The sequence below is a fragment of the Chryseotalea sp. genome (assembly GCF_057350905.1).
Window position 1 is genome coordinate 464,874 of the sequence record NZ_JBMRCF010000008.1, and the last position, 22,897, is coordinate 487,770.

17 protein-coding genes, 2 tRNA genes and 2 pseudogenes are annotated in these 22,897 nt (G+C 40.9%); 11 read left to right on the forward strand and 10 right to left on the reverse strand.

Annotated elements, in window-relative coordinates; translation table 11 throughout:
- Positions 1 to 13: 13 nt before the first annotated feature.
- Positions 14 to 886: a helix-turn-helix domain-containing protein gene (locus ACO1XM_RS10570; protein ID WP_486228663.1), complete on the reverse strand. Its 873-nt coding sequence runs from the start codon at positions 884 to 886 to the stop codon at positions 14 to 16.
- A gap of 222 nt (positions 887 to 1,108) precedes the next feature.
- Here ACO1XM_RS10570 and ACO1XM_RS10575 point away from each other — a divergent pair, with 222 nt between their 5' ends.
- Positions 1,109 to 1,519, forward strand: a complete 411-nt coding sequence (locus ACO1XM_RS10575; protein ID WP_486228664.1) for a hypothetical protein — start codon at positions 1,109 to 1,111, stop codon at positions 1,517 to 1,519.
- Positions 1,520 to 1,640: 121 nt separating this feature from the next.
- Here the strand turns inward: ACO1XM_RS10575 and frr are convergent, their stop codons facing one another.
- The 3 genes from frr to ACO1XM_RS10590 all read right to left on the reverse strand — a co-directional run bounded on the left by frr (position 1,641) and on the right by ACO1XM_RS10590 (position 4,867).
- Positions 1,641 to 2,195: a ribosome recycling factor gene (gene frr, locus ACO1XM_RS10580; protein WP_486228666.1), complete on the reverse strand. Its 555-nt coding sequence runs from the start codon at positions 2,193 to 2,195 to the stop codon at positions 1,641 to 1,643.
- A 29-nt stretch (positions 2,196 to 2,224) separates the two neighbouring features.
- Positions 2,225 to 2,932, reverse strand: a complete 708-nt coding sequence (pyrH, locus tag ACO1XM_RS10585) for a UMP kinase (protein ID WP_127121918.1) — start codon at positions 2,930 to 2,932, stop codon at positions 2,225 to 2,227.
- 84 nt (positions 2,933 to 3,016) lie between these two features.
- A complete protein-coding gene (locus ACO1XM_RS10590) occupies positions 3,017 to 4,867 on the reverse strand; it encodes a M1 family metallopeptidase (protein ID WP_486228669.1) in 1,851 nt (616 codons plus the stop codon).
- Between the two features lie 271 nt (positions 4,868 to 5,138).
- Between ACO1XM_RS10590 and mutS the strand changes: the two genes are divergently transcribed.
- The 5 genes from mutS to ACO1XM_RS10615 all read left to right on the forward strand — a co-directional run bounded on the left by mutS (position 5,139) and on the right by ACO1XM_RS10615 (position 12,724).
- Positions 5,139 to 7,712, forward strand: a complete 2,574-nt coding sequence (mutS, locus tag ACO1XM_RS10595) for a DNA mismatch repair protein MutS (protein ID WP_486228671.1) — start codon at positions 5,139 to 5,141, stop codon at positions 7,710 to 7,712.
- Positions 7,713 to 7,756: 44 nt separating this feature from the next.
- Positions 7,757 to 8,380 (forward strand): L-threonylcarbamoyladenylate synthase, encoded by a 624-nt coding sequence (locus ACO1XM_RS10600; RefSeq protein WP_486228673.1) that lies wholly within the window; start codon positions 7,757 to 7,759, stop codon positions 8,378 to 8,380.
- Positions 8,381 to 8,422: 42 nt separating this feature from the next.
- Positions 8,423 to 9,064: a WbqC family protein gene (locus ACO1XM_RS10605; RefSeq protein ID WP_486228675.1), complete on the forward strand. Its 642-nt coding sequence runs from the start codon at positions 8,423 to 8,425 to the stop codon at positions 9,062 to 9,064.
- Between the two features lie 127 nt (positions 9,065 to 9,191).
- Positions 9,192 to 11,735: an ATP-dependent Clp protease ATP-binding subunit gene (locus ACO1XM_RS10610; protein ID WP_486228678.1), complete on the forward strand. Its 2,544-nt coding sequence runs from the start codon at positions 9,192 to 9,194 to the stop codon at positions 11,733 to 11,735.
- A gap of 353 nt (positions 11,736 to 12,088) precedes the next feature.
- Positions 12,089 to 12,724 carry a response regulator gene (locus ACO1XM_RS10615; protein WP_486228680.1) on the forward strand — a complete coding sequence of 212 codons (636 nt, stop codon included), beginning with the start codon at positions 12,089 to 12,091 and terminating at the stop codon, positions 12,722 to 12,724.
- An 8-nt stretch (positions 12,725 to 12,732) separates the two neighbouring features.
- On the opposite strand, the gene ACO1XM_RS10620 is transcribed toward ACO1XM_RS10615, so the two are convergent.
- From ACO1XM_RS10620 to ACO1XM_RS10645, 6 genes are all read right to left on the reverse strand, one after another.
- Entirely contained in the window at positions 12,733 to 13,506 is a 774-nt protein-coding gene (locus ACO1XM_RS10620; RefSeq protein ID WP_486228682.1) for a sensor histidine kinase, read from the reverse strand.
- 47 nt (positions 13,507 to 13,553) lie between these two features.
- A complete protein-coding gene (locus ACO1XM_RS10625; protein WP_486228684.1) occupies positions 13,554 to 16,610 on the reverse strand; it encodes a sensor histidine kinase in 3,057 nt (1,018 codons plus the stop codon).
- Positions 16,611 to 16,664: 54 nt separating this feature from the next.
- Positions 16,665 to 17,888, reverse strand: a complete 1,224-nt coding sequence (locus ACO1XM_RS10630) for a DEAD/DEAH box helicase (protein ID WP_486228687.1) — start codon at positions 17,886 to 17,888, stop codon at positions 16,665 to 16,667.
- Positions 17,889 to 18,091: 203 nt separating this feature from the next.
- Positions 18,092 to 18,286, reverse strand: a complete 195-nt coding sequence (locus ACO1XM_RS10635; protein ID WP_127121908.1) for a cold-shock protein — start codon at positions 18,284 to 18,286, stop codon at positions 18,092 to 18,094.
- A gap of 93 nt (positions 18,287 to 18,379) precedes the next feature.
- Complete coding sequence (locus ACO1XM_RS10640; RefSeq protein WP_486228689.1) at positions 18,380 to 19,150, reverse strand: acyl-CoA desaturase; 771 nt, start codon at positions 19,148 to 19,150, stop codon at positions 18,380 to 18,382.
- A 133-nt stretch (positions 19,151 to 19,283) separates the two neighbouring features.
- Positions 19,284 to 19,880 carry a sigma-70 family RNA polymerase sigma factor gene (locus ACO1XM_RS10645; RefSeq protein ID WP_486228691.1) on the reverse strand — a complete coding sequence of 199 codons (597 nt, stop codon included), beginning with the start codon at positions 19,878 to 19,880 and terminating at the stop codon, positions 19,284 to 19,286.
- Positions 19,881 to 20,052: 172 nt separating this feature from the next.
- Here ACO1XM_RS10645 and ACO1XM_RS10650 point away from each other — a divergent pair, with 172 nt between their 5' ends.
- From ACO1XM_RS10650 to ACO1XM_RS10670, 5 genes and pseudogenes are all read left to right on the forward strand, one after another.
- The gene (locus tag ACO1XM_RS10650) at positions 20,053 to 20,988 is read left to right on the forward strand and encodes an acyl-CoA desaturase (RefSeq protein ID WP_486229538.1); all 936 of its coding nucleotides are present in this window, start codon (positions 20,053 to 20,055) and stop codon (positions 20,986 to 20,988) included.
- Positions 20,989 to 21,122: 134 nt separating this feature from the next.
- Positions 21,123 to 21,195 (forward strand) — tRNA-Gly (locus ACO1XM_RS10655).
- A gap of 53 nt (positions 21,196 to 21,248) precedes the next feature.
- Positions 21,249 to 21,334, forward strand: a tRNA-Leu gene (locus ACO1XM_RS10660).
- An 89-nt stretch (positions 21,335 to 21,423) separates the two neighbouring features.
- Positions 21,424 to 21,601: pseudogene (locus tag ACO1XM_RS10665) on the forward strand (IS3 family transposase); the annotation flags it as partial.
- 419 nt (positions 21,602 to 22,020) lie between these two features.
- Positions 22,021 to 22,356, forward strand: a pseudogene (locus ACO1XM_RS10670) (transposase); the annotation flags it as partial.
- Positions 22,357 to 22,897: the final 541 nt, after the last annotated feature.

A 22,897-nucleotide genomic window follows, 5' to 3' on the forward strand; every position in this document is an offset into this window, starting at 1 on the left:
TGTCCTGAAAGAATTAAGATTTGTTCGAAAAGAATTGTTGCTTTAGGTCATTCGGTCTTAAACCAAATTTTTTTTGAAAAGCGTTTGAGAAAGAACTGATGCTTTCGTAGCCGACATACCAGGCTGTTTCCTGAACACCTAAATCGCTGGTGGTAAGTAGCTCATGCGCTTTCTTGAGTCTTTCTTCCTGAAGAAATTTGAAGACCGGCACACCAAATAATTCCTTGAAGTTTCGCTTCAGTTTATTACTGTTAAGACCTATGGTTTTAGACAGCTCCGTTAACGAAGGTGGTTTCGCCATATTATTGGTGATGATTTCTTTAGCCTGAAAAAGTTTGTCCTTATCGCTGATCTTGCATTCATTTTCAGTTGACAGGAGAGCAAAAAAATGGGCCAGTAATTCATTTACCTGGCTTTTCAAAAACAACAATCGTGTATTACCTGTATAGGTAGTGTTAAAAATTTTCTGCACTGCGTTCTGCATTTCCAAATTCATATACAGCGAAGGACCTTTTACAAAATTTTCCTTTGGATGCAGTAGTTGAGGGAGTTGTTCTCGGAAAATCTGTTGTTCGGCCTGCGCTAAAGCATGCAGGTTTTTAATTCTGGTAAAAATACTAATCGACTGCAATGGTTTATCCGGAGCAATCTTATGCGAAAATTCTACTTTTTGATTGCCAAAAAAAGAAATAGCCATTCCTGTGGTGTTGATCACGTACTTAGTTTGGCTATTGTGCTTTATTTCTAATTCTACATGGCCGGATCCATAGAAAGCAAAACCGACAACATCCGTATCAATCTCGCACTTTTGTATAAGTTCATTTGCCGCATTCGATTGTTCGATTAAAACAATGAAGTCATTTATTTCAATGATGTCAGTGGTCATTATCTGTTTTACGGATTTAAGTACTTGTGAGTTGTTTAGCCAGGTAAACCTCTACTGATCATATAAATAGCTGGTTCTTCGGTATTAGTTATCATTCAAATATAAGCAGCTAAGATTTAAGACCATGTCTTAAATAACCCTTTAAGGATATTGTTTGGATGTTTTACGATTGAGTCCAGTAATAGCTCGTGTTAATTTTGAATTGGCTAATCATTATCAAGCATGGATATCCTCATCACCAATAAATTCGTGTCGGTAACATACAACCCTGATTTGAAACTACTCACCTACAAGTGGACTGGTATCGTAAATTTTGATTTAGGTATTGAAGCATTCAAAAAAACAATGTCTTTCATACAAACTCACCCTTGCTACTTTGTATTGCATGATGCCACTGAAATGTTAGGAACATTTACAAAACTTAATGACTTTATGAGTAAGGAGGTGGCGTTGAATTTTGAAAAGTATGGGGGAAAACGTTCGGCACTGGTTATATCAAGCGATGTGTTTTCGGTGTTTGCCATTAATCAATATCTGAAAGTCGTAAAAACGAACAGCGTGGAGATTAAACTTTTCAGAAGTCTCGATTCTGCTATGGAATGGTTAAAGGAGAAAATGTCGGTCGAATCATAATAAGCAATCTCATTATTATCGTTTTGAATCATCATTAGGATTCATAGAGAGATGGGGGGAAATAAAAATGGACAACCAACCTATTACAGTCAATTGTCCATTTGTTGGTAGTTAACTAAAACTAGACAGTCATAATCTCGCCTTCTTTCTTTTTCATCAAGGCTTCAATTTTAGAAATAAATTCATCTGTTAATTTCTGCACGGTTTCTTTAGATACCTTCTGATCATCTTCTGAAACACCTTTCAGTTTGTCGATCATTTCATTAATCTCTTTACGCACAGAACGCACACTTACTTTACCATGCTCGCATTCCTGACTTGCCTGCTTCACCAGTTGCTTTCTTCTCTCCTCTGTCAGCATAGGAATATTAATGATCACTTGCTGACCATCATTTTGTGGATTCAAGCCCAGGTTAGCGTTTGTGATAGCACGCTCGATTTCATGAATCAAACTTTTTTCCCAAGGCTTAATAAATAGTGTACGTGCCTCTGGTGCGGTTACTGAGGCCACTTGATTGAGTGGCGACATGGAACCATAATAAGAAACCTGAACGCTGTCCAGCATAGCCGGGTTTGCTTTGCCGGCACGAATCTTAGCAAGTTCATTACCCACGTGGGTATATGCTTTATTCATCAGGTCTTTTGCTTCGTCCAATAATAATTCAAGCTCTTCCATGAATTGATCTTTATTGTTATCTGTAAAAATTAACTGATTAATGTTCCTGCTTCCTCGCCTTTAGCTACGCGCAATAAATTACCCTTCTTGTTCATGTCAAAGACAATAATGGGTAAGTTGTTTTCCATACACAAGGTAAAGGCCGTCATATCCATAATGTTGAGGTTCTTTTCGTATGCCTCTTGGAATGATAGTGTACTGTAGCGCACTGCATCTGGATGTTTCTCTGGATCTTTTGTGTACACACCATCAACACGTGTTCCTTTCAAAACTACATCAGCCTGCACTTCAATAGCGCGTAAGCTGGCGGTAGAATCTGTTGTAAAATAGGGATTACCAATACCCGCACCAAAAATGACGATGCGCCCTTTTTCCAGGTGTCGGATGGCCCGTCTGCGAATAAATGGCTCGCAAACTTGCTCCATTTTTATACCAGCCATTAGTCGGGTATAAACACCATGTTTTTCCAAGGCACTCTGCAAAGCCATGGCATTAATCACGGTTGCGAGCATGCCCATATAATCGCCCTGCACACGTTCTATGCCCAAGGCCTCGGCCTGTCCACCCCTGAAAATATTTCCGCCTCCGATCACAATGGCAATTTCTACACCTTGGTCGCGAACAGCCTTAATTTCTTCACAATACTGTTCCAGCACTGCCGGATCAATATTCGTGCTTTTAGAGCTGCCTTGCAGGGCTTCACCACTGAGTTTCAGGAGAATGCGTTTGTACTTCATGCTTTTGGATAAGGTGTGGTAAGATTAATCCCGCAAATATTGTAAAGATTCTCTAAGTATCCGACACCAAGGCACACTCTTCTGCTACTTTTTAAGCATAGCATCGAAAGTATTGGTGGCTACAAAGTGATAATTAGGTCGGGCTTTTTCATAAATGGCAAGTGCACGCTGTTTACCAGCCGCTGTTTTCAGCAACTCCTGGTAAATTGGACTGAGGAATTTCCGTCTGCCGGTGTTTACCAAAAATGACTCCAGCTTGGCATTAGCAGGTGCATAGTTATATCGCACTGCCTGTACAAGCCATGCACACAGTATCTCTGCATTACCGGATTGCGTAAACTTGCCCACTTGATCCAATCTTAGCATTTGTTCTTCGCTTAAGCCTGCTGGTAAATTATTGATAAAGTGCAGCCACTCGTGCGTTGTCCATTGTTGTGTAATACTTGGTGGCAATTCATCCGTGGTTAATAAACTATACAAGGCCTTATCAACTTTTTCGAAGGCAAGCGACTGTGGTTTAGGGCAGTCATCCGGAAGTCCAACAGTGAAAATCCATTTTTCGAAAAGTGTATCTTCCAGTGTAATGTTAAATTTATTTTGATAATAATTGCGCAGGTAGGGTATGAATGCTTCTGTGGTCATCACCTTAAAAGCCTGCTCTTTAAAATAATCATTCAGGAAGGCATCAAATTTTTCACGCCCGAATTGTTCTTCAATACTTCTTAAAAAGAAATAACCTTTGTTGTAGGCAATATCGGTAACGCCATCATCAGGATTACGATTAACCAGGTTCAGTTTCAGTTTGGTATCTTCTGCCATACCATCCTTGGTTAGTTCAGCAATGGTTGCCTGCAGGTCTGCATAAGAAAGAGCCGCAAGCATTTCTGAATAATCTTTACCATACAGCTTTTCCATAATGCGGTGTTCGAAATAAACTGTAAATCCTTCATTCAGCCAGAAGTCATTCCAGGTAGCATTGGTTACTAAATTACCAGACCAGCTATGCGCAAGTTCATGGGCAATTAAAGAAGTGAGTGAGCGATCGCCCGCCAATATGGTGGGCGTTGCAAAAGTAAGGCGTGGATTTTCCATACCACCGAAAGGAAAGCTAGGTGGTAACACCAGCACATCATAACGCTCCCAGGCATAAGCACCGTAAAGTGATTCTGCACCAGCAATCATTTTTTCCAGATCGGCAAACTCCCATACGGCTGTATCCAGCACAGATGCTTCAGCGTAAATACCGCTGCGTTCACTAATGGGTTTAAAAGCGAAATCACCAACACTTAAGGCGAATAAATAAGAAGGAATGGCCTGCTTCATTTTAAAATGATACTCGCCTGTTGCACTTTTCTGTTGCGGGTTAGCGGCACTCATCAAAGCCATTAAGGCTGAGGGTACCTGTACATAGGCTTCATAGGTGAAGCGTACTCCGGGTGAATCCTGACATGGCAACCAGGAACGCGCTAAAATGGCTTGCGATTGTGTGAACAAAAAAGGCTGTAGCTTATCAGCAGTTTGTTGCGCACTTAACCATTGTAAGGCTTCTGCCGATGGGGAAGTGGTGTAGCTGATACTTACTATTTTTGAATCTGCTTTTATGGGAATGCGCAGTGCCTGTCCGAGTATCGGATCTTGATTACCCAATGTAAATGCTACTTGCACACCATCAACTTTAACCCCTTGAATGGTAAGACTTCGTGTATCCAATATTATTGAATCGCCTTCATTGTGTGCAATTTGCCAATCGGCTTGTGCTTGTATGGTTTTGGTTTCGAAATCAACCTTGGCCTGCCAATGTAAATGTGTTACACGTACTTGTGCAGGTCTTGAAAAAGAGTGTACATCATTCACTAACTCGTTCATCTTTTCTTGATTTAATTGGCAACCGACTAAACCTACCAGCAGGCAGAAAATAACCACTAGTTTTCTCATGTGCATTTGGGTTTGTGTTTCTACAAATAACCATAATGCTTGCTGATCATGCAAAATATTACTTACAGGATTTCGCGCTGGATACATTAGGAACTTCGAATGTTGAAAATACCCCATCCTGACTAGACAGACACCTGCAAAACCAGTCATTACAATCTATGAGCTTGCATAAAAAATAGATGCCAGTGTTTGATCTTTTCTGTTCTTCCTACAGCCGAAAAATTTATCTTTGTCGCTTATGGCCGGTCCTGCTGCATTCGAAACCCCTTTAATGAAACAATACAATGCCATCAAGGCAAAGTATCCGGGGGCCCTATTGCTTTTCCGTGTTGGCGACTTTTACGAAACCTTTGGTGAAGATGCCATTAAGGCTTCTGCGGTGCTCGACATCACCCTTACCAAAAGAGGGAATGGTTCAGCTTCTGAAATTGAACTGGCCGGCTTCCCGCACCACTCGCTCGACACTTATTTACCTAAGCTTGTCAGGGCAGGGCACAGGGTTGCCATCTGCGATCAATTGGAAGATCCGCGTTCGGTAAAAGGCATTGTAAAACGTGGTGTTACAGAACTGGTTACACCCGGTGTATCTTATAACGACAATGTACTGGAACGCAAACAAAACAATTTCCTGGCATCGGTAGCGCTTCAAAAAAATGGAGCTGGTGTTTCGTTTCTAGACATTAGTACAGGTGAGTTTTTTGCAGCGCAAGGTTCTGAAACTTATATTTTCAAACTCATTCAAAGTTTTGCCCCAGCTGAAATCATCTTTGCAAAAAGTAACAGAGAAAAACTGGAAACACAGTTTGCCGATGCTTATGCTACTTTCGCTTTAGATGAGTGGGTTTATGCTTTTGATTTTGCGCAAGAGAAGTTATTAAATCAATTCAAGACTGCTTCATTAAAAGGCTTTGGTATTGAAAATATGCCTGAAGCCATTACCGCTGCCGGAGCCATTTTACATTACCTCGAAGCTACTGAACATAAAGACACACAGCACATCACTTCCATCTCACGCATCGATGAGGAGAAGTATGTCTGGCTGGATAAGTTCACCATTCGCAATCTTGAATTAGTAAGTCCGCAGCAAGAAGGAGGTGTGGCCTTGTTACAAATATTGGATCATACCCTTACCCCGATGGGATCGCGCCAGCTACGCAAATGGATGATCCTACCTTTAAAAGATTTAAGCAGCATTGCAGAACGCCATGCCATTGTTGATACTTTTTTCAGTGAAGCAGAACTCACCGAAAAATTAACAGAAGAACTGCGCAACATCACTGATCTGGAGCGCCTGATTTCTAAAGTGGCTGTAGGTCGCATTAATCCACGTGAGCTATTGCAGTTGAAAAAATCATTGCAGCGCATCGCGCCCATTAAAAAATTAATCAGTGCGCAAAGCTCCACACAACTACAAAAAGTTGGCGATCTCTTGCATGCCTGCGAATTTTTGGTGGAGAAGATAGATAAGGAATTACGCGATGATGTCTCCATTCACAGCAACCAGGGTGGCATCATTAAAGATGGTATCGATGCCGAACTGGACGAACTGCGCGGCATCTCTGGAAGTGGTAAAGACTATTTATTACAAGTTCAAAAGAGAGAAGTAGAACGCACTGGCATCAACTCCTTAAAAATATCCTACAACAAAGTTTTTGGTTACTACCTGGAAGTAAGCAATGCCAATAAAGACAAAGTGCCTACTGACTGGATTCGCAAGCAGACCCTGGTAAATGCCGAACGCTACATCACAGAAGAGCTAAAGGTTTACGAAGAGAAAATTTTAGGCGCTGAAGAAAAGATTAGCACCATTGAGCAAAAGCTTTTTTTGGATTTGGTTTTGCAAGCGGCCGACTTTACTGCACCCATTCAGCAAAATGCGCGGGCTATTGCCATGCTCGATTGTTTATTATCCTTTGCAAGCGTTGCCAGACAAAACAAATACGTAAAGCCCGATCTTAACGATTCAAAAGTCATCGACATCAAATCGGGTCGCCACCCGGTTATTGAAAAGCAATTGAGTATCAGCGAAAGCTATGTGCCCAACGATATTTACCTCGATAATGAAACGCAACAGATTCTGGTGATTACAGGGCCAAACATGGCCGGTAAGTCTGCCTTGCTACGCCAAACAGCCTTGATCGTGTTGATGGCACAGATCGGTAGCTTTGTACCAGCAGATGCTGCAACACTGGGAATCGTAGACAAGGTGTTTACGCGTGTGGGTGCCAGCGATAACTTATCTAAAGGTGAGTCCACTTTTATGGTGGAGATGACCGAGACCGCCAGCATCCTCAATAACCTGAGCGACCGCAGTTTAATTTTAATGGATGAAATCGGGCGCGGTACCAGCACTTATGATGGTGTATCCATTGCCTGGGCTATTGTGGAGTATCTCCATAATCATAAAGACTTTAAGCCTAAAACACTTTTTGCCACACACTACCACGAACTCAATCAACTCACGGAAGACTTGGTGCGGGTGAAGAATTTTAATGTGAGTGTACGTGAAGTAGGCGACAAAATCATTTTCATGCGCAAGCTGAAACCAGGTGGCAGCGAACATAGCTTTGGTATTCACGTGGCACAAATTGCAGGTATGCCGAATAAGATTGTGCTGCGCGCCAATGAAATTCTTCACTTTCTGGAAAAGGACAAGCACAAAAACGAGCCCAGAAAAAAACTGGAAGAACTGCCCAAGTCTACCAACCAGATCAGTTTATTTGAATTAGATCCTCGCCACAAAGCTGTTGAAGAAATTCTTCAAAAAATTGACATCAACACCATGAGTCCTGTGGAAGCTTTGCTGAAGTTAAACGAGGTACTAAGTGCTTTGAAGAAATCTTAATTGTTTTTGTAAAAGACGATGCCAGATTATTCTACCTTTAATACATGCCTGCCGAACTCTTAAAAATACATCCGCAAAACCCTGAGGGGAGAAAGATTGCACGGGCAGTGCAAATACTGCGCGAAGGTGGCATTATTGTTTACCCTACCGATACTATTTACGGCATTGGTTGCGATCTTACCAATAGAAAGGCCGTTGAACGTCTTTGTAAAATATTAGACATTAAACCACAGAAGTTAGACTTGTCATTTATCTGCAATGACCTAAGTCACATTTCTGAGTATGTAAAAAATCTGGAAACCCCTACCTTCAAAATACTAAAGAAGAACTTACCTGGTGGTTTTACTTTTTTGTTAGAAGCCAGCAATAAGGTGCCTAAAATTTTAGATGTTAATAAAAAGACAGTGGGCATACGCATTCCCGATCATCATATTCCGCGTATGATTGTGGCTGAGTTAGGCAACCCTTTAATTACCTCCTCTATAAAAGACGATGATCTTATCAAAGAGTACACAACCGATCCGGAAGAGATTTATGAGGACTTTAAAAATGTAGTAGACTTGGTGATTGATGGTGGAGCCGGAGGCAACATACCTTCTACTTTTGTAGACCTCACCCAAGCTGAGCCTTATATAATTCGTCAGGGCTTAGGGGAGTTAATACGCTAAAACTTTATACGTAAATTTTAAATTTGAAATTTAAAATTACCTATGTCTTCCTGCCTTATCGAACTACATTACCTCCCATCGGTACAATACTTTGCCACCCTTGCAAAGTATAAGGTGATTACCCTTGAGCGACATGAACATTTCGTTAAACAAAGCTACCGTAGCCGGTGTGTTATCAACACCTCACAAGGGCCACAAACTTTAATCGTACCACTTAGTGGCAAGCACAACGCTGGGGCTGATGGTTACACTAAAAGCTTGATTACTGATGTACAAATCGATTATTCACAAAAATGGCTTAATAATCACTGGCGCAGCATACAAGCAGCGTATGCCAAAGCACCTTTTTTCGAATATTATGCCGATGCACTTCACGCTATTTTGTTTAAGCAATACCCACATTTATATGAACTAAACAGGAACTTGCTGACATTGTGTCTTAAGTGGTTGAAACTCGATGTCCAAATAGAAGAAAGTTTGGCGTATCAAAAACAGACCGCTTCAGGTGAAATTGATCTGAGAAATGCTATTTCAGCGAAAAATAAGGGTTTAATCAGCGCGGGGCCTCAGTTTAAGCCCTATACTCAGGTTTTTGGCAATGCTTTTGTCAATAACCTCAGCATTATCGATCTGATTTTTTGCACAGGACCTCAGGCGCTTACATATCTTCAGGAAGTCGAATGAACATTTAATAAAGCACCTGCGTTTAGAGTTGTTAAGTTGCATCGGTAATCATTCAATAAACAACACGATCTTCATTAAAAATTAAAGCAAAAGTTTACATTTACAGTAACATCCACTCCAATTTAATATGGAAGCAAAATTCTCTAACCGCGTTAAAGAGGTTATCTCCCTCAGCAGAGAAGAAGCACTCAGACTCGGACACGATTACATAGGCACAGAACATTTACTGTTAGGTCTCATTCGCGAGGGTGAAGGCGTTGCAGTAGGCGTCCTCAAAAAACTTGGGGTGCCCCTTGATGATTTGCGTGCTGAAATTGAAAAAATTTCTAAGGGCACAGCCTCACAAGTTCCTGACGTAAAAAACCTGACTAACATTCCTTTAACAAAGGCCTCTGAAAAGGTATTGAAAATCACTTACCTCGAAGCCAAAATATTTAAGGCACAGTTAATTGGCACAGAGCACTTATTGCTCTCCATCCTTCGCGACAAGGATAACCTCGCTTCACAGCTATTAAGCCGTTACGATGTTGTGTATGAAACAGTGAAAGAAATGCTAGAGTACCAGGCAGACGGCCCAACAGCTTCGCAAGACACTGACGATCCGGATGATGATTCATCTAAGATTTTTGGCGCTGGCGGACAAGGTGCACAACGCGGTGGCGAAAAGAAGGGAACAGAAAAATCACGTACACCTGTGCTTGATAATTTCGGCCGTGACCTAACCAGACTGGCAGAAGACGGCAAGCTCGATCCTATCGTTGGCCGTGAAAAAGAAATTGAACGTGTAGCGCAGATTCTTTCACGCAGAAAGAAAAACAACCCTATCCTTATTGGTGAACCCGGTGTGGGTAAAACTGCGATTGCAGAAGGTCTGGCTTTGCGTATTATACAAAAGAAAGTATCGCGTGTACTTTTCGGTAAACGCGTTGTAACACTCGACCTCGCTTCACTTGTTGCCGGTACTAAATACCGCGGCCAGTTTGAAGAGCGTATGAAAGCAGTAATGAATGAATTGGAAAAATCTCCGGATGTAATCCTCTTCATTGATGAACTTCATACCATAGTTGGTGCTGGTGGTGCTTCCGGCTCACTGGATGCCTCCAACATGTTTAAACCTGCTTTGGCACGTGGAGAAATACAATGCATTGGTGCAACCACATTGGATGAGTACCGTCAGTACATTGAAAAAGATGGTGCCCTTGCAAGACGTTTCCAAATGGTGATGGTTGATTCTACCACGGTGGAAGAAACTATCCAGATTCTGGATAACATCAAAGAAAAATATGAAGAGCATCACCATGTAGTCTATACTAAAGAAGCGATTGATGCCTGTGTAAAACTTTCTGATCGCTACATTAGCGACCGTTATTTACCGGACAAAGCAATTGACGTACTGGATGAAGCGGGTGCTCGCGTGCACATTAACAACATACACGTACCGGAAGAAATAGTGAAGTTGGAGGAGGCGGTTGAAGAAATCAAGAAAGAGAAAAACCGTGTAGTGAAGAGTCAGAAGTATGAGGAAGCCGCCCAACTTCGCGACAAGGAGAAAAAACTACTTGAGCAATTAGAAATTGCCAAAACCAAGTGGGAAGAGAAAACTAAAACTGAAAAGTATACCGTTAATGAAGATAACGTAGCAGACGTAATCGCCATGATGACGGGCATACCGACCAAACGTATCGCGCAGAAAGAAAGCAACAAGTTACTCAACATGGGCGAGGAGCTTTCCGGCAAAGTAATTGGGCAGGATCAGGCTATTAAAAAATTAACCAAAGCGATACAACGCACAAGAGTTGGTTTAAAGGATCCTAAAAAACCAATTGGTTCTTTTGTATTCTTAGGCCCAACGGGTGTTGGTAAAACTGAGTTGGCTAAAGTATTGGCCACTTATCTATTCGACAAAGAAGATTCTTTGATCAGAATTGATATGAGTGAGTACATGGAGAAATTCTCTGTATCTCGCTTGGTGGGAGCACCTCCAGGCTACGTGGGTTATGAAGAAGGCGGACAGCTTACCGAGAAAGTAAGACGTAAGCCTTACTCAGTGGTGCTCTTGGATGAAATTGAAAAAGCACACCCGGATGTATTCAATATACTGTTACAGGTATTAGATGATGGTATATTAACTGATGGTTTGGGCCGTAGGGTCGATTTCCGTAATACCATTATCATCATGACTTCTAACATTGGTGTTCGCGACTTGAAAGACTTCGGTTCAGGAATTGGTTTTGCTACAGCAGCCAAGCGTGAAAATGAAGAAGAAATAATGAAGTCAACCATTCAGAATGCTTTGAAGCGTGCCTTCAGCCCTGAATTTTTGAATCGTTTGGATGACGTAATTGTGTTTAACTCACTACAACGTGAGCACATTCACAAAATCATCGATATCATTCTTAAAAAGGTTTTCGATCGCATTACGCAAATCGGTTACCATGTTGAATTAACTGACAAGGCGAAAGATTTCCTGGCTGAAAAAGGTTATGATCACCAATTCGGAGCAAGACCGCTGCACAGGGCCATCCAGAAATATCTGGAAGATCCGGTAGCTGAGGAAATTCTGAAAGGTGAAATCGAAGAAGGCGGAACCATTATTGCCGACTACGAAGACAAAGCAGAAGTGCTGACGATTACAACAAGAAAGGCGAAAGCTGCCTCTAAAGAAAAGTAAACGTTAACCACATAAACGTTAAAAAGCAGGTAACTAACATTACCTGCTTTTTTGTTTTATATCAGCTTCGCTATTCGCTGTGTGCTGTTCAATTTTTTAATCTCTTTATTTTTATCAAACACCTCATTCTGTTGAAGCTGTGCGCATTCAAATACTTAATTTCCTTGTTCTGTTTTTTGTCTTCGTTAAACAGAATCCATAGATTTCAGTTTTTTAAAATCCAAAAAGAGTAGAGAAAAATCCACAATGCTTTTCCCGCACACATTGCAGGTATACATATGGTTGTATACCTTAAAATTAAGGTATACTTACTCTTGGATTTTACATTAGATTTATGCCAAACAAAATAAATAATGCCTAACCGTGCCTCTATATTATTGTGTGAAGATGAAAAGCTTTTACGTACCACGCTTGCAGAGCTTATGCGTAAATGGTCTTGGGTGGATTCAATAGATACTGCAGCTAATGGTGAAGAAGCGCTCTTGATGCTGGAGAAAAATAACTACCAGCTTTTATTGCTTGATGTAAACATGCCCATACGCAATGGTATCTCTGTTGCACAAGTTGTACTTAAAACCAAACAAAATATTCGTATTGTAATGCTCACCAACCACGATGGTGATGCCCTCATACTCACACTCTATCGACTGGGTATTCACGGATTTCTTTTAAAAGACACAGAACCCGCACAGCTAGAATTGGCGCTTCAGACAGTGATGAGTGGCGTTAATTATTTTGCACCATCTGTTTTGCGGGTAATTAATGCTAACCCTCAGAAAACAGCACAGTTACCTGATATTAATGTTGCGCCTCGTCACAAGCAAGTGCTTGAGTTATTGGTAAAGGGGCGGTCGCCAAAAGAAATTGCAGAGAAACTGAGCATGAGTGTTAATACTGTAAACTCTTACAAGAGCGACATGATGGAGCTGACCAGAACGCAAACTACCATTGAATTGATTGCATACGTTCAGAAAAATGGAATTCTCTGATCAGCTGTTCAGATAAGTAATGTGATGAGTACCCGTGATCCGCGCTCCGGATTCTCAACTTTGAATATGGCATCAATAGCGATACAGCGCTCGCGCATGCCCACAAGTCCTGAAATCTTGTAGTCTTTGCTGCCCGGTTTTGACAAACCATAGCCATCATCACTTACCTCAACAATAAGACTGTCTTTTGTCCAGGTAAGGGCAACGTCAATATGCCAGCAGCCGCTATATTTCAAACTATTGTAAACAAGTTCTTTTACCATCGCTACCAACTCCTTCTCACGCTTCAATTCAAAACGTCTGGCACCAGACACACCTGCCAAGGTAACTGTTACACCCTGATAACCATCTTTGTTCTTGCAAAAGTGATCCAGGTCTGTCACTATACCGCTGCTGTTCAGTTCTGAACTGGAAAAGGCCCTGACTAAAGCACGCGTATCTCTGATGCGTTCTTTTAATTGTTTGGTGAGTTGCCACAGCATATCTGATCCATTCTCACCAAAAGTTCCTTTCTGAAAATGTCTTTCAAACTCGTAAAGCAGGGCAATAAGTTTGTTGCCAACTTCATCGTGAATTACCTGCGATATGCGGTCATGCTCTTTTGTAATGGCCAAATCCACTTCTTTTTGATAACTGGCAGCGTTGAGACGTTGGGCTAAGATGAAAAAACGTGCTTTATAGTGTCTGCGTATCAGAAAAAATATGACTGCCGTGATAACAGTCAGCAGCATTAAAAAGCCAACAATGCCATAAAATAAAATAACATATGTTTGATTTTCCATGGGGCATCAAAAATAGAAAATCGTACTCCGGGGAACAAGGGCTTAACTTAATGAGCAGGCTTTATGCTGATTAATTTTAACTCGAAAGTGCTTCCCTTACCAGGTACGGAACGAACTGTGATGTTACCCTTCAATTTTTCTACAGTCTCCTTCACTATGTATAAGCCCAGACCGGAACCATTGTTGTTTTCGTTAGCACGATAAAACATTTTGAAAATATTAGCCAAATGTTCTTCAGAAATTCCAATGCCATTATCAGCTACTGTTATAGTCGCTTCTTGCGCTGAGTGCTTAACTGTTACATGAACAAAATTATCTTCTGTGTAAGGGTTGTGATATTTATATGCATTTGAGATCAAGTTGCGAAGAATAATGGCCAATCGCTTTCTGTCCGTGCAAAAATCTCCACTACCCACTACTTCTACATTTTTTCCAATCAAGCCTCGTTCATCCATGTATTTAAGCTCGTCAATGATTTCGTGAATCATTGATTCAAACTTAATGGGTTCCGTGTCCAGTTCAAGTCGTGAGTTACGCGAGAAGTCGATGATATCTCGAATAAAACCATCCAGCTTATGTATGCTTTTCTCAATTAAGTTAAGATATTCCTCTACGTTGTTTGCCTTATCAAGTCTAGCGACAGCAATCAATCCGAGAATGGATGCTAAAGGCGCCCTCAAGTCGTGTGAGGCACTATAAACAAATCTGTCAAGTTCCGAATTGAGTTTTCGCAACTCCCTGTTTCGCTTTTCAACCACATAAATTCTCCACTGATAAATGCTGTACAATAAAACAAGAATAGCCAGCAGGCAGAGAATGTAGAACCAGACTGTTTGATAGAAAAATGGTTTTACAATAAGTACTTTGCTGTCACCTGTTGTATTCCATACTTCATCGTTGTTGGAGGCCATTACCCTGAAAGTGTAAGTGCCTGGCGATAGGTTAGTGTATTCTACCTCGCGTTTTAATTCTGATTCTACCCACGATTTATTTACAGGCTCTAAACGATATTTGAATTTTATTTTTGTGGGTGACAAATAACTCAATGCTGTGTAATTGAAGATGTAACGTAGATTTCCTGGTTCTACAATTATTGTGTCCGATTCGAATGTTTTATTGTCTGTAATCAAATCAGTAACATACACCGGAGGTGGCAAAGCATTCTTAATTATCTTTTGCGGATTGAAAACGGCTACACCACCAAGCGTTGGTATCCACAATTCACCATGGCTTGAAACGATTGAGCGGGTCGCACCTGTACACTCTTTATTTTTCATACCGTCATGGTTGTCGTAAAGCTTTGTGTGCACAACGGTATCTCTACCTTCAATAAAGTTAAGCAGGTGCTCCCGTTCGATTTTCAAAACACCCAGATTAGTAGTAATCCAGGCATTGTGTTCGTTATCCTCTAACCAATCAAAGTATGTTTCGCCTTTATTAATAGTCTGTAATTTGATTTTTCTGAATACACCATTGTCGAAACAATAAAGACCCAGATTGCTCACCACCCATACTTTGTCCTCTTTATCCAGGTGAATATTAAAGATCAAAACCCCGGCATCATCCTTAGAAATGTGGTAAGTGTTGATGCTCCCGTCATTTTTAATAATGGTGAGGCCTCCGCTATGAGTTCCTACATATACATCACCTCGAGTGTTTTCTTCTAATGACAGGATATAGTTAGACTCAAGTCCTTCATCTTTACTATATCGTTTTACAATTTTATTCAATCTTTGAGAGTACTTGAAAATGCCGCCCGATCGCGAAGCAAACCAAAGATCATTATTTTTATCCCTGAGTATTCTTCGCATATCGATTGCTGTCAGTCCCTCATTCTCGCCCAGCAGTTTTTCTGATTTACCTTGCAGACGTAAGATACCTCTGTAAGAGGCTATCCATAAAGTGCCGTCATCACCTTCGCAAATATCGCGGATGGCCGCTTCCTTCAGATCGGTTTTAAACTCAACAGGTGTAATCTCACCGTTCTTATAGCGATCAATGGTGCCTACATCAGAACCTATGTAAAAGGTTGCATCTCCCTCCTCTACAGCAATGTTAATACGGTTGTTTGCAAGGCCCTGCTCTTCGCCAATATTCATGATGCCTGTTTCGCGCATTTGTAAAAGTCCATCACGACCTGTACTTATCCAGACGCTACCTTCCTTATCTCGGCTTATTGAATTTAATCTTGTGTACGGGAAACCTCTTCTTCGACTGGTTAACTCTTCAAGCCTATTATCAGTACTGATTCTGGCAAGCCCGTTTTCTGTAGCAAACCATTTTCTGTTTTCATCATCAATGTAGATGTCATTGATTGGAATGTTCTTCAAAAAATCTACCAAACGAAGTTTGCCATTGTAAATGGTGTGAAGACCATCGGCTGTGCCCACATAGAGTGTGTCTCCTCTGGACAAACCAAGTGTATTTACGTTATTGCTTAACAGGCCATCATTTTGATCAAAGTGTTCTAGGTGTGTTCCGTTAAATGAAAACAGCCCGTTACCATCAGTTGCCACCCAGATTTTTCCTCTTTTGTCTCTCACCACGTCAAAGATGGTTAGTGTATTGAGCACTGCATGATCAAGCCGACTCAGGACCCCTTCCTTCGTCATTCTAAACAGACCTTCGTTATTTGATCCAATCCACACCGTGCCATCGTCTTCTATCAGTAATGACCGCACCGACTTTGGCATTTTTTCTCCAGTAACGTTTAGCCGCTCAAATTTTTTATTTTTATACAGCACAACACCACTGCCTTGCGATGCAAACCAGAGCATACCAGTTTTATCTTCATATACCTGATAGAATGCATCAGTCGCCAGAAAGGGAAGTACACCACGATCATATACAATAATACGTTCACCATCAAAACGCATTATTCCATTGTAAGTAGTAATCCAGATAAAACCATCTTCAGATTGGATGGCTGAGGTAATGTTGTTAGAGATCAGACCATTCTCACCTGTCCACTGATAGACGGAGGTTTGTGACAGTGTTGAACTTCTTAAAACGGGAAGAGGCTGCGCAACAATCGCATGGACACAGAGAAGCAAGGCAAATAAAACAAAACACCGATACATCAGCCAGTAAACGTTAAATCTCATTGAACGTTAGTTTCGATCAGTAATATTATTTTAAAAAGTGCTTTTACACACCAACTACTTGCCCTTTACAAATTTACGCTTCCCGCTAAATTTTTTGCCACCCTTCTTGAAGGTACTTTTCTTTTTTGCACCAGGTTCATAGACTGGTCCCTCGCCAAGTGCTGCCGGAATAGGTAATTTGGGTATCTCTTGTCCTATCAGATTTTCTATGCTGAAAAACCTGCGTTGATCTCTGTCATTAATCAATGTAATGGCTGTACCGGTGCGCTCTGCACGTGCAGTGCGGCCAACGCGGTGAATATAATCTTCAGGGTCAGGAGGTGCGTCTGCATTAATTACAAGATCAATGCCATCTACATCTATCCCCCTAGAGAGAACATCGGTTCCAATTAAAATATTAATTTGCTTGCTTTTGAAAGCGCGCATAATTTCTTCCCGTTCCGATTGCTCCAGGTCTGAATGGAATGCACTGGCTTTTAAACCTTCTTTCTGAAAAGCACGGTCAAGTGCCTTGGCGCCATCTTTAGTTGAGCAGAAAATGATTACACTGTTGTAGGTATCTGCTGTTAATATATGTTTAATCAAAGGCATTTTTTGTGCATCGTACACAACGTATGCCTGCTGTAAAATTCCTGCTGCCGGTTTTGAAATGGCAATGTTTACTTCTTTAGGCTCGTGCAGAATTTTGCTTGTCAGCTGCCTGATTTTAGGCGGCATGGTGGCAGAGAAAAGAAGTGTTTGTCTTTTTTTAGGAAGGTAGCTGATGATCTTTACGATATCATCATAGAAGCCCATGTCGAGCATGCGATCCGCTTCATCTAATATTAAATGCTGTAAATGAGTAAGGTCAATAGTGCCTGATGCTAACAAGGCAATCAATCGGCCAGGTGTGGCAATAATAATATCAGCACCTTGCTCTAACGCACGCTTTTGTTGCTCCCAGGTTGCTCCATCACCTCCACCATAGACAGGTATAGAACTCACACCAGTAAAGTAAGCGAAGCCTTCAATTTGTTGATCGATCTGCTGTGCAAGCTCGCGCGTGGGCGCGATAATGAGTGTATTTAAATGCCGATGATCTCCGCGTATCATGCGGTGTACGACAGGCAAAATGTAAGCAGCGGTTTTACCGGTGCCTGTCTGTGCACAGGCAATCAAATCATATCCTTCTAAAATAAGGGGGATAGCCTGCTCTTGTATGGGTGTAGGCTTTTGGTAATTCATTGAGTCGAGGCCTTCAGCCAAACGCTCATCAAAGTTAAAATCGTGGAATGTCACTTGTTTTTATGTCAAAATCAAAAATACACAAGGCAGAATTCTCGTCCGAATTGATACACGTGTGTGTTCAGGCGTCAACTGCTAAAATTACCTGATTGTTGGGAATCTTGTCGTTCGCCCGCGAAGATCTGTTTTGTTGCGGGGTAGAAAATCAAAAGCCCCGTTATGAGGCGGGGCTTTTTTGTTTTGTTACTAATATAAAATTAGTTGGCTAAACGAACCTTAACGGCATTTAAGCCTTTCTTTCCTTGTTGTACTTCAAAAGTGATAGCATCGTTTTCACGGATTTCGTCTACTAGACCTGATACGTGAACGAAAAATTCTTCACCTGTTGCTGTTTCCTTAACAAAACCAAAACCTTTAGTTGTGTTAAAGAACTTTACTGTTCCTTGTTTCATTTGTGATAATTGTGTTAAAATAATTAATAAACAAAGGTATGCAGAATAAACCACATATCAGTATTTGTTCGTAAAATGCTATTAATTAGGGCTTTATGCGGCCTTTTTAACAGCCTCCAGGTTTATTTCCTTGTTTTTAACAAGCTTAATAATCCTTAAAGCATTTAACACTTTTATAACCTGATAAGTAGGGTCAATCTCGTGCCAACGGATACCGCCAAAATTTGCACGTGAGCCATTTTTGTGGTGATTGTTATGATAGCTTTCGCCCATCATCAGAAAATCAGTAGGAAGGAAGTTGCGTGATGTATCGCCTACTTCAAAATTTCTGTAACCATACTTGTGCGCAAACCAGTTAATGATGGCACCATGTATAGGGCTCATTAAAAACTGAAGCGGTAATAATAACCATAACCACCATTGTGTAGCAAATACAGCATAAACAGATATATATACAGCTCCCCAGAAAATGCGTGACGGCCATGAGCGAGCAAATTTGTCGAAGGCTTCCCAGTTAGGAACTCCCTCTGTAAAACGTGCGTCCGGAATCATTTTCTTATTTGCAATGTCAGAGTAGATCGTTTTTGTTTTCCACATCATGTTCCAAATCGTTTCATCGTATTTGGGTGAGTGCGGATCGTTTTCAGTATCAGCATAAGCATGGTGCATACGGTGCATAACACCATAGCCATAAGGGCTTAAATAATTCGAGCCTTGAAAAAACCAGGTAAGCACATAAAAGATTTTTTCTGTGGTCTTGTTCATCGTAAATGCCTTGTGCGATGCATAGCGATGCAAAAAGAAGGTTTGAAAGAACAGCGACAAATACCAATGCGCTGCAAAAAAGATAAGAATAACTTCCATTTGTTAGGAAAAGGTTAAATGTTAAACAAAATCAAACAAGCCTAAATGTGACTTGAATGTCCTGTAAGACAAACGGACCTCTCCTTTGTGACAGAATGGGAGAGATTTTTTAAAATATTTTTTTAGAAAAGTGTTAAAGGTCGTTTTTGAGCGCTAAAACGAAGTCTGAGGCATTATTTAAGTCGCAGGCTTTTCTGAAACTTTCCATCAATTGTGTGGCATCTGGCATCTCAAAATTGATTTTGGAGCGCTCCTCGCTTAACTTCTTTTTAGCCCTGCTCAGCAATTGGCGGCAATGATCCTTCTTTTTATCCAGAGTGGCCTGAACCGCCTCGTAATCAAAATCAAATACCTCTTTTAAAAGAAAAACGGCCCTTTCTAAAGGCTCAAGCTTGCTGTTTAGCACTTTAAAGGCAGCTTTCAGGTTAGCATCGAGGTCCATCTTGGAGAAATTATTCTCCATCACTTTGTGCAGAAACTCAGGCATGTGGATCGCATCCAGGTATTCGGTTTTCTTTTTCTTGAGTGAATTAAGGTGGTTTAGACAGTTGTTTGTAACCGCCTTAATAAGATAAGCCTTGGTGTTTTCGATTTTAGCCTGATCAATGCTTAACCATTTCAGAAAGGTTTCCTGCACAATATCTTCCGCATCCGCTTTACACCTTACCAAGTTGTTGGCAATGGCATGTAGCATGGGCTGATAAAGCGATATGGTCTGGGCGTGATTCATAGTAATATTAGCTTACAAAGATACGCTTAAAACCAGTAGGCCAACCGTTTGGTGTGCATGCCGAGTAAATTGTTTTCAAAGTGTTTAAGAAGCTTTTAACCAGAATTATTTCTGGTAGCTGCACGTTATTAAGAATTAGGTACGAAATTAGCCCTTTCAAAAATTAATTGTGATGACGGAAAATGCCATGGTTCCTGAGGCCCGGAGCAAACCTATTTTAAGACAAGAAATTGCTTTTGCGCTTGTACACATGTTGCCTTTATTGGCACTGTTAACAGGAGCTACATTATTCGATTGGGTTGTTTGCGCTGTACTTTATGTGGTACGCATGTTTTGGGTCACGGGTGGCTATCACCGCTATTTTGCCCACAAATCCTATAAAACTTCGCGTTGGTTTCAATTTGTAATCGCCTTTATGGCACAAACCACAGCACAAAAAGGTGCACTTTGGTGGGCTGCACATCACCGCCATCACCACAGGCACAGCGATACACCGGCCGATCCTCATTCCATGAAAATTTATGGTTTTTGGTATTCGCACATTGGCTGGATAGTAGGCCCTGATTTTAAAAAGACCGATTATAAAGTGATTGGCGATTATGCCAAGTACCCTGAACTGGTTTGGTTAAACAAACACTACCTGGTGCCTCCAGTTATTTTAGCCGTTATTGTTACCGCCCTGGGCGGTATTGTGAATGGTGATGGCATTCAGGATATGTTCACTTCTGCCGGTATGTCTACGCTGTTGATCGGATTCTTTCTGAGCACCGTGATTTTATATCACGCTACTTTTTCTATTAACTCCATCATGCGCAAAGTAGGTACACAGCGTTATGAATCGAACGATGAAAGTCGCAATAGTATTTGGTTAGCGCTGGTAACCTTAGGAGAGGGCTGGCACAATAACCACCATTATTATGAGACTGCCGCCCGACAGGGTTTTTTCTGGTGGGAGATAGACATCACATATTATGTGCTCAGGGCTTTTCAGGCCGTGGGTTTAATCTGGGATTTGAAAGAAGTACCGAAGCACATTAAATATTCAAAGAATAAAACGGAGGCTGCGCAGTTGCGAAAGGAATTTGAGGAGTTGAAAACCAGTAGTTAGGTCCAGTAAGCTTATAAAAGCCTCAGAAATTATTTTTCTGATGTTTGCATTTTTAGAAAGCATCACTAAATTTGCATCCCATTTCAGCAAGAAATGACCAAAATCTGCCTAAGCTAAGGCTTCGGTGGGTAAAAGCGGGAGTAGCTCAGTTGGTAGAGCACGACCTTGCCAAGGTCGGGGTCGCGAGTTCGAGTCTCGTTTCCCGCTCAAACCCCTCTCCTCAACAGAGAGGGGTTTATTTTTAATAGGTTTCACAACCTGCCTTGGTGGTGGAATTGGTAGACACGCAGGACTTAAAATCCTGTGGCTAGTAATAGTCGTGCGGGTTCAAGTCCCGCCCGAGGTACAGAATCAAAAACCCGACCTTACGGCCGGGTTTTTTAATTTAAAATCTTGCCTCGTATTGAAATAAGTTGATATAAAAGTTGGCTTATTATGAAAATTAAGACTGAGAAGAGATGTTCACTAAAGCGGACAAAAAGGGGCTATAGTCTTAACTTTTAAATTACAGGTAGTAGATCAGATTGAGAAATGACACCTAATCTATTAGCAGAGCCAAAAGAAATATGGCATTCAAGGTCGCTTCACTGCTTTGGTATGGTTGCGAAAACATTGAACTTTGAACTGAACATCTCAATCTCCCCTGAAGAAGAAAGCATGACCCAAGACCTACACTTCTCAATTGCAGGCCAAGATTAAGTGTCTTGAGGTCGAGAAAGAGATTTTGAATCGAGCGATTGATATTGCTGATGATACCTAGGTACAGATATCAGAAAAAAGTACTTGCCTCTGTCGCATGAAGTTCCAGGAAAGCAACAGAGGGAAACCAACTCCCCATTGGACATATAGCTTCCACCTTAGAATATAGCAGTCAATATATTTACAAGAACCACAGGAAGCTGATTGTAGAATTGTAAAACAGGAAGCTGTAAAACATCTCGTAGACAGGAAGCGAGAGTTATTGCCTAGATTAGGTATTAGAAAAGCATATCATCTAATACAGGCTGATCTCGAAGAGCTAAATCTGAAGTTTGGGTTAGTGATATTACTTACTTGAAAACTGAACAGGGAAATTGTTACCTGAACATGATTACAGATGAGTATAGCAGGAAGATAGTGGGCTATACAATTGCTGATAACATGGAAACAGAGAGTATGATTGGAGCATTAAAAATAGCTGTTGAGCAACGGAATAATCAATCAGGTGCTTCCATCGATCATTCAGATAGGGAGTTACAATACTGTAGTAAGGAACACGCATTGGTTATCAGTAAAAACAGCATCACTTTAAGTATGACTGAAAATGGTTATCCATATGAAAATGCGCCAGCCGAACGCATGAACAGAACCCATCAAAGAAGAATTTGAAATGGATAAAGTATTGAAAAGTAAAGATCAGGTCAAACAGTTAGTCACAGAAAGTATAGCTTTGCACAATCATAAAAGAGCACACTTGGCGTTGAATATAAAAACAACAGAACAGGTTTATAAAACAAAAATCCCGGCTAACTGAGGCAACAGGATTTATTTTAAAACTGTCAACCTATTTCAGGACAAGTCACTATTGGAGGTTCTAACCTTAGTGTACACACAGAATATTATCGAAAATCTGAATAGTAAAACTCGTAAGTATACAAAGACAAAAATGTCCTCCCCAATGATGCTTCTGTACTCAACTGTTTACCTTGCTCTACAGGAGATTACAAGGACAATGAACATTGCCAGTAAAAAACCGAAATTTAGAGGTCAATCAATTTATTAATATTTCGGAGAGCGATGTAAACTATAGTCCCCTTACACAGTTACTTAGACATCATTTACACACTTAGTTAGGCAGTGTCGCTTAGTTGACAAAGATGATAGTTAATTCATTGGTACTTTTGAATCACTAATATCTCAATCAAAAAAC